The 12,620-nt window shown below is 40.6% G+C and carries 6 protein-coding genes; 5 read left to right on the forward strand and 1 reads right to left on the reverse strand.

Annotation, left to right across the window (positions count from 1 at the left end):
• The first annotated feature begins 93 nt into the window (after window positions 1-93).
• The 3 genes from D0T18_RS02475 (at window position 94) to D0T18_RS02485 (ending at window position 7,690) form a co-directional block, all read left to right on the forward strand.
• Window positions 94-3,537, forward strand: coding sequence for a tetratricopeptide repeat protein (locus D0T18_RS02475; RefSeq protein ID WP_116440425.1), 3,444 nt, complete (start codon window positions 94-96; stop codon window positions 3,535-3,537).
• Window positions 3,538-3,670: 133 nt separating this feature from the next.
• Entirely contained in the window at window positions 3,671-6,559 is a 2,889-nt protein-coding gene (ligA, locus tag D0T18_RS02480) for an NAD-dependent DNA ligase LigA (protein WP_116440426.1), read from the forward strand.
• Between the two features lie 3 nt (window positions 6,560-6,562).
• Window positions 6,563-7,690: an Mrp/NBP35 family ATP-binding protein gene (locus tag D0T18_RS02485; RefSeq protein ID WP_004108951.1), complete on the forward strand. Its 1,128-nt coding sequence runs from the start codon at window positions 6,563-6,565 to the stop codon at window positions 7,688-7,690.
• Window positions 7,691-7,783: 93 nt separating this feature from the next.
• Here the strand turns inward: D0T18_RS02485 and D0T18_RS02490 are convergent, their stop codons facing one another.
• Window positions 7,784-9,154 carry a DUF349 domain-containing protein gene (locus D0T18_RS02490; RefSeq protein ID WP_064621586.1) on the reverse strand — a complete coding sequence of 457 codons (1,371 nt, stop codon included), beginning with the start codon at window positions 9,152-9,154 and terminating at the stop codon, window positions 7,784-7,786.
• Between the two features lie 96 nt (window positions 9,155-9,250).
• On the opposite strand from D0T18_RS02490, the gene hisS reads away from it, so the two are divergent.
• A complete protein-coding gene (hisS, locus tag D0T18_RS02495) occupies window positions 9,251-10,651 on the forward strand; it encodes a histidine--tRNA ligase (protein WP_004108947.1) in 1,401 nt (466 codons plus the stop codon).
• A gap of 88 nt (window positions 10,652-10,739) precedes the next feature.
• Window positions 10,740-12,536, forward strand: a complete 1,797-nt coding sequence (gene aspS, locus D0T18_RS02500; protein ID WP_116440427.1) for an aspartate--tRNA ligase — start codon at window positions 10,740-10,742, stop codon at window positions 12,534-12,536.
• The last annotated feature ends 84 nt before the right edge of the window (window positions 12,537-12,620 follow it).

The raw sequence follows: 12,620 nt of genomic DNA on the forward strand, positions 1-12,620 counted from the left end.
ACTAAAATAATGTGATTAAACGCCACATTATGTGCGCTAAAAATATAAAACAAAAACTCACATGCCACAAAGCAAAGTGAAAGAATGGGGATTATGACTAACAACATGCAAACTACTGAAAATTCAGAATCTCAGGAAGATAGTATGTTGCAACTACAAGAATCTCTTAACTCGCTGTGGTCAGAAGGCAATCCAATAGATATTTCGTCGCGCGCTAAAAAGTACGTTATTAAAGATTTTCCACAAACAAATACCAACAATCAATTAGGCTGGGTTCAACTTAACAAGAAAAAAGAATACACGTCAATTGGATTATTTAAAGAAGACGGAAGAAAATTCCTTCAACTAGCAGTAGCAGATTCAGAAGGGCGAATATTTCTCGGCAGCAAACTTAGCTACGAAGATATTCAAGACATGAGACCGCAACTTTCATTTGTAGAAAAAAATAATTCTTCACTGAAAGATTTACACCGTTTTTATGGAAAACAATATAAAAAAACAAAAATTACTCTAAAATGTGCATTTTCGGAAGCGTTTGACGAAACATACACCAAACATACAGACTATGATATGGATAATATCGTAGAATCCTATTTAAATGGCGACGCAACCGTAGAAGATTTTCTCGCTTCTTTAGAAAGCAGTAAGTCTAAAAGCGCGTTAAAACCAGAACAACGCTCTAAAACTTTTGCCGGAAAAATAAACCACTTTTCTAAAACTTTTTCAAAAATTAGAAAAGAAAACGTATTTTGCGTATCAAACGGAGACTTAGTTTTACAACTTTCAGAAGATAACGGTTTAATTAAAATCGGTTCGTGGATCTCACACGGGTTCGGAACTAAAAAAACTTATACTCTCGAAGAGTTACGAACTAAACTTCCAGAAAACTTACGATGCAATCTTACATACAGAAATGCAATAACAATAGCATTCTTTGCAGCATTATTCATTCCAGACATGCACAAGTCTTTAACTGGATTTGGTTACAGCAATATACTTCGCAGACTAGAACACGAAGCACCTTTAGGAGCAATACGAAGAAGTGTAGAAGACATAAAAATAGCGAAAAAAGAGAATTTAAGAGTTTCAGGTTTAGAAGAATATTTCGAAAAATTAATGCGCTCAACTGGAGCTTTAGAAACAGAACGCAGTCTGGAAGCAGTGCATGGTGCAGAACGCCTACACATGCAAAAATCTCAGCAAACAGAAGCAAACTACTTACTTTGGGATGATGCTTTGGAACCAAATGCTGCACTCAAAGTACTTAAAATAGAAGGCGCTATTAACCGTTTATATTCAATTTATGATTGTCTGCAAATTAACTCCATTATGGGAGGAAAAACTTGCGAAAATACTATAAAAGAAGAGCAGGCATCACAAATCGACATGGCAATGATTAAAGATGTTGCTTTTGCAGCAAGCGGTTCAATAGGTATGCAATTTTTTGGCAATCCTCTGATGGACGACAAAATAAGACCTATTTTGCACATGTGGAGAAGAGCAAAGCAGGTAAAAAATAACGATAAGTATTTCAATAAGATAGATAACGACAGTGAATGGTCCTATAGGCAGCGTCTTTCTAATCTTATTAGAAGCGTATATTTGCCGTTCCGTTTTGACGCGGAATTCCGATCTAATTTAGAAGATGGTAACGTGGCAATAAACCTTACTACAGCTGGAGCTGCACTTATGCCATCTGTAGCTTACGTTAATGAGGATAAATCTTGGAAAAATCTGAATGACGACGATAAAGAAAAACTAGCTACAAACTACAATCTTCAAGTTGGAATGATAATGTCTACTCTAGCTTTTGGAGCAAGCGGTAAAGTAAAAAATGTTTCTATACGCTTAGATTCAATAGGCTTAGAAGAGATGGTTACAGCACAAAACAATGCTATGAACAATCTTGTAAATCGTACTCTTAATGCGCTTAACGTTATGAATAGTGACGCTGCAAATAATGATTCATCCAAGCCAAAAGGAGATCCAAAAGACGGTGACATTCATGGAGACCCGTCTAAATTGCAAGAAATGCAGCAGACTAATATTAGTAACGCAAACAAGACAAACAATAATGTCATATCCATGCATGCGAGCGCAAGCAGCCAAGAATTAAACTCAGAAACAGGCACAAACGCAGATTCTAACAAAAATCAACTGTCCGAAAACAGCATGGATAAGTCTAAAGAAGAAAATTCATTTGCAGCTTTTACTACAGCACCATCCATACGAGCTCTAACTACAGTTACGTTTAGCAGAGACAGATTTATAAAACTTATTCACCAAAACGGATTAAATAATCCTATAAAAACATACGAAAAATTTAATGCCAAATTAAACATTGATTCTCATGGAAAATTAAATACCATCGAACCAGATTTTGATGTTCACAGTAGCCGCTTTTCTCCTCATGGATCACAAGAAGAACCTGAATTTTCTGACAAAATTTTTACAGCAGATCAGGAAAGCATACTGGGAACACAATACGCACAAGGGCTTTCTATACAACGTGAAGATCTTCTGCAACAAGCTGTTGCCGACTTCCATCATATTGCTTCAGAACTTATGCCAACAACTGCACAAAAAGCTCACGAAGCTATGAGTATTATTGAAAGCATTGACGATCCTGAACTTAACGCTCAAGCAGATTCAATAACGCGAGCGCTAATTGACGAAACAGATTTACCTAATCTTTCATTTACTACAGCAAAACGTATAAGAGATATTCGTACAAAAGCTCACGAACAGTTTATGAATGGGGACCTTAGCGAGGCTTTAAAAGAGTACGAAAATTCTGTAGCACAATTCGATACTATGTTTACTAGCAGCGAAGCTGTACCAAGATACTTTAATTCCTACGCTGAGAGAGTAATTTATAATCATCTATTTGCAACTAAAGAAGAACGAACAAGACTTATTCCTGACGGTCTTTTCTACGCGCATATGGAACTTGCTGATTTACTTTCGCAATTAAACCAACATGACGAAGCTTTACGCCATTTAAATATTATGGTTTCGTACGCTCCTACTTACGCTCTTTCTCATTTAAGATTAGCTGATATACTTGCGCAAAAAGAGGATTGGTCATCTGTTATTGCAGCTTGCATTAACGCTTTGAATGTGTCTCTCGATAGGGATGACGCTGCTTTTGCTTACTATAAGCTCGCTTATGCGGAATGGATGCAGAATAATTTCCTCATTGCTGCATCTTCATATAGAATGGCACAATACTTAGCTCCAGGAAAGATTGAGCCGCTAGAAATGGAACTTGATGAGCTTCTTTCTAGAATGAGATCGCAGTGCAAGCTAATACCGAGCAATATACATGAAGCACAGATGGCTCTTCTTTCTGAAGACGTACCAGCTTGGCCTGATATTGAAGCAGAAGAGATTATTGATAAAGCAGCAAAATTAACTGTGAACGATGGAATGTTTGTAATTGCAAGAACTTTATGTGTTGCAAATATTCGAATGACTTCTAACGAAGATCTAAGTAGCACAGTACAAACACAGTTCTTAAGATCTTTAAACGCTTAAGAAATAGAGCAAGCAGTTTTAAAATTTATTAGCTTAATACTCAATACATCATTGAATAGTTTTTACTGTGCTTATACAGTCTTATTAGATACTGTTTATAGGCATTAGTAAAACGTAGCTGAAGGGAATATTCATGAGTGAAAATAGTATTCGCGAAGAGTCAACAGAGAGCGAACAGTTATCGCTTTTTTACGATTTTGACGAGCAAACTATATCTCATGAAGCGCCAAAAAACGAAACTAATAGCATAAGTACAGTTAAAACAGGGACTGTTACTCAGGCTGATAGCAAAACTGATAACAAAACTGACATGTATGAAGCGAATGAGTGGAACTCTACAATAGACACCGAAAAGTGGATTGCAAACTTGAAACCAACAGACACTGATGCGTTGACTCTTGGAAATTTGCAGCCAGCGACGCTTACTATAGAGCAAGCTGCGAAACTTTGGGCAAAATTGGCAGCTTGGGCACAATCTGATCAAATTGCTTATTATGTAGAAGATTCTCCAACTAGTTCAGACGCAGCATACGATGCAAGAATGCGAGCGCTAAGCTCTTTAGAAGCTGCCTTCCCAACTTTAGATACTCCTCAATCTCCAACACATCGCGTAGGTGGAACTTTTTCTAACGATTTTACTTCTGTAAAACATCCGTCTCGAATGATGAGTTTGGATGACGTATTTTCAATTGAAGAATTACATGATTGGTATAACAGCGTAATTCGCGATTTACAATGGGATGAATCTCAACCTCTTCCTATGACTTGCGAAGTAAAAATTGATGGTCTTGCTTTAAATCTTATTTATCGCAACGGTACTCTTGAACAAGGTCTTACTAGAGGCGATGGCGTAACTGGCGAGGATATTACATTAAACGTAAGAACGATTGAAGCAATACCAACACAGCTTCATTCTGACAATACTGACGATATTCCTGAGTTCGTGGAAATTCGTGGCGAAGTTTTTATGAAATGGGAAGACTTTAGAAAATTAAATGATGAACAAGAAAATGCTGGACGAGTTGCTTTTGCAAACCCTCGTAACGCTGCAGCTGGCTCTTTGCGCCAAAAAGATCCACGTATCACGGCCACGCGTCGATTAAGCTTTTTTGCACACGGACTAGGTGAGCTTCGTTGGAAAGAAAATACAAGCCATAACAATAGTGAAACAAAATTTAATCAGTCTGACGCATATAAGTTCTATCAACAGTGGGGAATACCTGTTTCTCCATACACGAGAAAAGTCACAAATTTTTCTGAAATAGAAGAAATGATTGACTATTACGGAGAGCATAGAGCAAATATTTTGCACGCTTTAGACGGCATAGTTGTAAAAGTTGATGACAGAGCATTACAGCATCAACTAGGAGCTACTTCTAGAGCTCCACGATGGGCTATTGCATACAAGTATCCTCCTGAAGAAGTTAATACTTATTTGAAGGATATTATTGTCCAGGTTGGAAGAACTGGAAGAGTAACTCCTGTAGCTGTTCTTGAACCTGTTACTGTAGCAGGATCGACAATTTCGCGTACAACTCTTCATAACGCTTACGAAGTTGAACATAAAGGTGTGCTAATTGGCGATACTGTCGTAGTTCGTAAAGCTGGGGATGTTATTCCGGAATTAGTCGGACCGGTACTTAAAGCTAGGGAAGGGCGAGAAAATGAACTTAGAAAGTTTGTTATGCCAGAATACTGCCCATCTTGTGGAACTAAGCTAGCTCCTGCAAAAGAGGGAGATAAAGATATTCGTTGCCCAAATGTAGAAAACTGTCCAGCTCAACTTACAGAACGAATAATTCACTTGGCTTCCAGACAAGCTTTTGATATTGAAAATCTGGGCGATAACGCTGCGCTAGCTCTCACAAATCCTGAGGATTGCAGGCCTACAACTGCAGAAGTTTACTGCCCAGATATGGATAAAATTATAATTCAGCGAGGCGCAACTCAACAACCATATATACCTTCACCAGATTTAACGCTACCTGAACCACAAACTCCAGTACTTAGAAATGAAGCTGGATTATTTAGTATTACTGCCGACGATTTACAAAATGTAATGGTTTGGAAAGAAATTCCTCTTGTTGAAGAGTGGAAAGAAGTTAGTAAAGACGGTAGCTTTAAAAAGCGTACACGCAAAATAGGCGGATCTGGTCTTTGGCATCAAGTTAGAGCATTTTGGACTCGCACAATCGAAGCAAAGTTATCTACAAATTACGAAGCAGCAGAAACTTCCGAAAAAACTACTTCACTAAACGAACAATGGGATCCTCAATATCCTAAATTCCAGGTTCCAATTGACGCTAAAGTAGTACTTTGGAAAAATAAGCGCATTACTAGAAATGCTAAAACTAGCGACAACACTAAAGAAACAATAAATGTGCCATGGTATACAAGACCTTCTGAAACTACTCGTAGCATGCTTGAAGAAATAGCTCAAAAAGGCAAAAATGCAGCACTGTGGCGAGTTTTGGTTGCTTTATCTATTCGTAGACTAGGTCCACCAACTGCACGTCTTATAGCGGCAAATTTTGGATCTTTAGACAATATTTCCAAAGCATCTATTGAAGAACTTACACAAATTGATGGAGTTGGTCCTGAAATTGCGCAAGCAGTATACAACTGGTTCCAGCAAGCTAAAGACCCTGCTAATTGGCAATTTGAAGTATTAAAATCGTGGCAAGAAGCAGGTGTAGTAGGGAAAGTTGAAACATCATCTTTCGCTCAAACATTAGTAGGTAAAACAATAGTTGTTACAGGATCTTTGCAAGGATTTACACGAGACAGCGCAAAAGAGGCTATAGTCTCAAGAGGCGGCAAAGCATCAGGATCAGTAAGCAAGAACACATATTGCGTTATTCTAGGCGAAAATGCAGGATCCAAGGCAACTAAAGCGCAAGAACTCGGCATTCCTATGCTTAACGAACAACAGTTTAATGCTCTTTTAAAAACTGGGAACTTAGAAGAAATACTACAAATTGCAAATAATACTGTGTCAAATCTCATTGCTGAGGAATCATAACGCATGAATACAAGTGAACTCGAAAAACAAGTTTACGATTTGCTGGGTAGCGTTATTGATCCAGAATTAGGTCGCTCTGTTACCGAATTAAATATGGTAACTGGAGTGCATGTGATAAAAAAAGCTGAAACTATTGATGCAACAAAGTTTGCTTATGATGTAGAAATAAATCTTGAACTTACTGTGCCAAATTGCCCTCTTGCAGAAGTGATTACAGGACGAGTTCAAGAAGCTATATCTAAATATCCTCAAGCAATACTCATACCGCACGTTAACGCTACTGCAATGAGTAAAACTAAATTAGAAAAGTTAGTTGCAGATTTAAAAGCTGAACGCAAAGAAAATCCATTTAATAAAGCTGGCACTCGCACGAGAATTTTTGCTATAGCTTCTGGGAAAGGCGGAGTGGGAAAATCTTCTATAACTGCTAATTTAGCTGCAACTTTTGCAGCATTAGGTTACGATACTGCAGCTATCGACGCCGATATTTACGGCTTTTCTTTACCGCGAATGTTTGGAGTTAATTCTCAACCAACAAATTTAAACGGAATGCTTATGCCTGTAGTTGCTTGGGGAGTAAAGCTTATTTCTATTGGAATGTTTGCTGGAACCGATCGTGCTATTTTGTGGAGAGGACCACGATTACAACGTTCTTTAGAACAGTTTCTTTCCGATGTTTGGTGGGGCAACCCCGATGTTTTACTTCTTGATTTAGCTCCAGGCACAGGAGATATGGCATTAGCTGTAGCACAATCCTTACCAAATGTAGAGCTTGTTGTAGTAACAACTCCACAGCCTAGTGCATCAGATGTGGCAGTTAGATCAGGTCTTATGGCTTTGCAAATTCCTGTAAAAGTTCGCGGAGTTGTTGAGAACATGAGCTGGTTTGAAAATAACGGCGAGCGCTTAGAATTGTTTGGTTCAGGAGGAGGAAAGAGAGTAAGCGAACAACTTTGTAACGCTCTTGACACTAATGTGCCTCTTTTAGCTCAACTTCCTTTAGATCCTGCGCTTAGAGAAACTGGTGAAGCAGGGCGACCTGCTGTTCTAACCGAAGATGGAAAATTGGCAGATTCTAATTTAGCTAATACTTTTATTCATTTAGCTAAATCTTTAATAAAAAACTCTTAAAAGCAAATAAATCTTAAAATACAGCCGAAAAATAAGTATGGGGTCGCTTGATTTTTAAGCAACCCCATACTTTTAATTAGTTATAAAACTAATTTACTTAACAGCGTTAAGCCACTGCTCTTTAGTAGCCTTTTCAGCTTCCAACTTAGCTTTACGCTTATTATCGGTTTCCTTAGCAATAGCAGCGTTAAGCTCTTCGAGTTGCGCTTCCAACTGTAAAGCAAAACTGGATTTACGAGCATTAGCTTCAGGATCAGCCTCACGCCAAGCAGCGTCTTCAACAGCCTTAATCTTTTTATCAACGTCGTTCAAGCGAGACTCAATACGACGCATATCTTCACGAGGAACGAAACCAATAGCATCCCATTCTTCCTGAATCTGAGACAAAGCCTTACGAGCCTTCTTAGCAGCTTCTTCATTTTCTACTGGCAACAAAGCCTCTGCTTTTACGAGCAAAGCTTCCTTCTTAGCAAGATTTTCGTGTTCTCCAGCATTAACCTTTTCACGGTCATTTTGACGAGCATGATAGAAAGCATCAGCAGCTTCGCGGAACTTAGCCCACAAAGCATCATCGTGCTGACGACCAGCATTGCCAGCTTTCTTCCAACGATCCATCAAAGCATTGAACTTCATAGAAGTTTCACGCCAATCTTTTGAATCTTTTAAGCTTTCAGCTTCTGCAATAATAGCTTCCTTAAGCTGCTTAGCAGTATTACGCACATGCTCACGTTCTTTAACCCAAGAATTGCGAGCCTGAGAGAACGCAGAACGAGCCTTTGAAAAACGCTGCCACAAAGCATCGGCATCAGACTTATTCAAATGAATAGTAGTACGCTGATGCTCCTGCCATTCGTCAAATAAAGCACGTAACTTATCGTTTAATTCACGCCAGTTTGTAGATTCATTCATTTGTGCTACTAACGATTCTGCACGTTCTACAATATTTGTACGTTCTTTCAAAGCTTTTTCTAGAGCTTCTTTTCGAGCTTTAGAGATTGCTTCCTTCTTTTCATTACCTTTTGCAGCCAATTCGGCGTGTCGCGCACGTAAAGCAGCAATATCGCCTACGGCAGCAGGATTTTCCAATTCAGCTTTCAAAGTATTAAGCGTTTCGTCAATTTCTTTTGCTTTTACATTGGAAGCTTCCAAGCGCTTAGCGAAAAGATCAAGCTTAATCTTCAAATCAAGATAACGATGAATATAGAAAGTCAACGCTTCTTCAGGAGTGCCAGTGGAGTATTGACCAACCTCACGCTCAGCACCGTTTTCAGTAACGTAAACAGTGCCATTTTCATCAACACGGCCAAAGGTTTTTGCGGCTTTAATATCCTCTTCACTATAAGAAATGGTTGGTGCTTGAGCAACAACACGAGTCTTATGCGCGAAGCTTGCTGGAGATGGAGCAACTGGCTTTGGCGCGGTAGTAGTTTTAGTAGTTTCTTCAGGTTTAGTCTGTTCGGTCACGGGACGACTCCTTACAGCAGATGCACGGTAACATTGTTACGAATAAGTATGACGGTAAGCCATGATTTTTCCGCAACACCACCTATTATAGTGGACATGGTACAAGGCTCATCAATATCGGGTTTCCCTGAATGGCTTCCTAGTGAACGCGCTGTTGAACAGCAAGTAATTGACACACTAAGAGAAGTGTTTGAACTCAACGGTTTTATTGGAATTGAAACACGTGCAGTAGAACAGGGTTCAAGCTTATTAAAAAAAGGCGAAACCAGTAAAGAAATTTATTTATTGTCGCGTTTACAAGAAGTTGGTCACGAATCCGACACTCCTGTAGAAGAACGCATTGGTTTACATTTCGATTTAACAGTTCCGCTCAGCCGTTACGTCGTTGAGCATACTGGTGATTTGACGTTCCCATTTAAGCGCTGGCAAATGCAAAAAGTTTGGCGAGGGGAGCGTCCACAAGAAGGTCGTTTCCGTGAGTTTGTACAAGCTGATATCGATGTAGTAGGAAATGGCGAATTACCTTCACACTACGAAGTTGAACTTCCACTTGTTATGGTTGAAGCTCTTGAACGTTTACGTAAGTTTGGTCTTCCTAAGGCAACTGTTCATGCTAACAATCGAAAGCTTTCTGAAGGTTTTTATCGCGGTATTGGATTAAGCGATATTGAGGGAGTTCTTCGAGAAATCGATAAGCTAGACAAAATTGGTGCTGAAGAAGTATCTAAGCTTTTGGTAAAAGAATGCGGCGCTACGGCTTCTCAAGCTGATGCATGCTTAGAATTAGCTGAACTTACTGCCGAAACAGGAGATGAGTTGAAGTCTCGTTTCGACGAATTATGCGATAAGCATAATATTTCTCGAAGCGATGATAACGAGTCTTACGTTTTAGCTTCTCAAGGTGTTGAAACTCTTGCGATGATTGTAGACGAAGCAGCACGTATCCGTCCAGGTGCTGTTGTTGCTGATTTGAAGATTGCTCGTGGACTTGACTACTATACTGGTTCTGTTTACGAAACTTTCCTTGACAACGCAGAATCTCTTGGTTCAATTTGCTCTGGCGGTCGTTACGATAATTTAGTTTCACAAGGCAAGAAGAAGTATCCAGGCGTAGGACTTTCAATCGGCATGTCTCGACTGCTTTCTTATATGCTTCACACTGCAGGTGCTACTGTTTCTCGAGTTTCTCCTGCTGCAGTACTTGTTGCAGTTTGGAATGAAGAAGATCGCCCTGCATGCAATGCTATTGCTAAAACTTTACGAGATCGAGGCATTGCAGCAGATGTTGCTCCTAGCGCAGCAAAGCTTGGTAAGCAAATAAAATATGCTGACAAGCTCGGCATTCCTTATGTGTGGTTCCCTGCTGATAGCACTGAATCAGAGTCATCTCACGATGAAGTAAAAAATATTATTACTGGCGAACAGGAAACCGCGGATGCCACGTCTTGGCAACCGGATACTGTTTATGCCCGGCAGACAGTTTCTTGCGCTAAATAATGTCTTGCAAATTTGCTTGAATATTGTGCGCAAAATCATGTCAATAGAAACAAATGAATATCAATTAGATTGTAGAGGAAGTGGACTTATGAGCCAGACGGCGTATCGCACACATCATGCCGTTGAAGTGACTGAAGAATTAGTCGGGCAAAAAGTAACCATCGCTGGTTGGGTTGATCGTCGCCGCGATCATGGTGGAGTTGCCTTTGTTGATGTCCGTGATAACACAGGCTTAGTGCAAGTTGTTATTTACGATGAAGAAACTGCACGACCATTGCGTAGTGAATTCGTTGTGCAAGTGACCGGCGAAGTTCGCTTGCGCCCAGATGGCAACGAAAACGATCATTTAGCAACCGGTAAAATTGAGATTGTTGCAGAAACTGTTACTATTCTCGCAAAGTCAGACGCTTTGCCATTCCAGGTTTCAACAGCTTTGGAAAACGAGTCCGAGAACAAGCTTCCAAGCGAAGATGTTCGTTTGAAATATCGTTACCTTGATTTGCGTCGCCCATCTATGCAGCGCAATTTGAAGCTTCGCTCTGATATGGCTAAGGCTGCCCGCCATGCTTTGGAAGACATGAACTTTACTGAAGTTGAAACACCAACTTTCATTAAGTCAACTCCTGAAGGTGCTCGCGACTTCGTTGTTCCAGCACGATTGGTTCCAGGCTCTTGGTACGCACTTCCACAGTCTCCTCAGCTTCTAAAGCAGTTGCTCATGGTTTCTGGCGTCGAGCGCTACTATCAGCTTGCTCGTTGCTATCGCGACGAAGACTTCCGTGCAGATCGTCAGCCTGAGTTCACTCAGCTTGATATGGAAATGAGCTTTGCAAGTCAGGAAGACGTTATGGCTATGGCAGAGCGCGTTATTGCCGCTATTTGGAAGGAAGCCGGTCACGAGATTACTCTTCCTTTGCCTCGTATTACTTGGCAGGAAGCAATGGATAAGTATGGTTCCGATAAGCCTGATTTGCGTTTTGGAAACCCACTTATTGAGTTGACTGACTACTTTAAGAACACTCCATTCCGCGTGTTCCAAGCTTCATACGTTGGCGCTGTGCTCTTTAAGGGCGGTGCTGCAACTCCTCGTCGCCAATTTGACGCTTGGCAGGATTGGGCTAAGCAGCGCGGAGCTAAAGGTTTGGCTTACGTTGTGTTTGGTGAAGATGGCGAGTTAAAGGGTCCTGTTGCTAAGAATCTTAGTGAAGAAGAGCGCGCAGGTCTTAAGGAAGCTGTTGGAGCAGAAGATGGCGATGCAGTGTTCTTCGCAGCAGGTTCTCGCGAGTCTTCGCAGCTTTTGCTCGGCGCAGTGCGCGTTGAACTTGCTAACCGCGCAGGATTGCTTCACCCAGATGAGTTTGCTTTCACTTGGGTTGTTGACTTCCCACTATTTAAGCGCACTGATGATCCAGATGATGACGACGTCGCCGTTGGCCACTCAAAGTGGACTTCTATGCACCATCCGTTTACAATGCCATCTGCTGATTGGATCGATAAGTTTGATAAAGATCCAGAGCACGCTATGAGCGATTCTTACGATATTGTGTGCAACGGTAATGAAATGGGCGGCGGATCCGTTCGTATTCACCGCGACGATATCCAAGACCGCGTTCTTAACGTTCTTGGAATCGACAAGGCTGAAGCTGACGAAAAGTTCGGCTTCTTGCTTGAAGCTTTCAAGTACGGTGCTCCACCTCACGCTGGTATTGCTTTGGGTTGGGATCGTACTGCTGCAATTTTGGCAGGTGCAAGCTCAATCCGCGACGTAATCGCATTCCCTAAGGCTGGCGGCGGTAGAGACCCTCTAACCGGTGCTCCTGCTCCAATTTCTGACAAGCAGCGTGCTGAAACTGGTGTTGATTATGATCCAGAAGAAGACGAGTAAATAAAAATACTTGTAAAAAATGTTATTGATAAGCCGTTGATTGTTGATTTTATAATCACAATCAACGGCTTTTTTGTAACGTAA

It is taken from the genome of Gardnerella swidsinskii (genome assembly GCF_003397705.1).
In the GTDB taxonomy this organism is placed as follows: domain Bacteria; phylum Actinomycetota; class Actinomycetes; order Actinomycetales; family Bifidobacteriaceae; genus Bifidobacterium; species Bifidobacterium swidsinskii.

Excerpts from the sequence above, each read along its gene's own strand:
- hisS (WP_004108947.1), top strand. The coding sequence starts at position 9,251 with ATGGTACAAGGCTCATCAATATCGGGTTTCCCTGAATGGCTTCCTAGT.
- D0T18_RS02475 (WP_116440425.1), top strand. The coding sequence starts at position 94 with ATGACTAACAACATGCAAACTACTGAAAATTCAGAATCTCAGGAAGAT.
- aspS (WP_116440427.1), top strand. The coding sequence starts at position 10,740 with ATGAGCCAGACGGCGTATCGCACACATCATGCCGTTGAAGTGACTGAA.
- ligA (WP_116440426.1), top strand. The coding sequence starts at position 3,671 with ATGAGTGAAAATAGTATTCGCGAAGAGTCAACAGAGAGCGAACAGTTA.
- D0T18_RS02485 (WP_004108951.1), top strand. The coding sequence starts at position 6,563 with ATGAATACAAGTGAACTCGAAAAACAAGTTTACGATTTGCTGGGTAGC.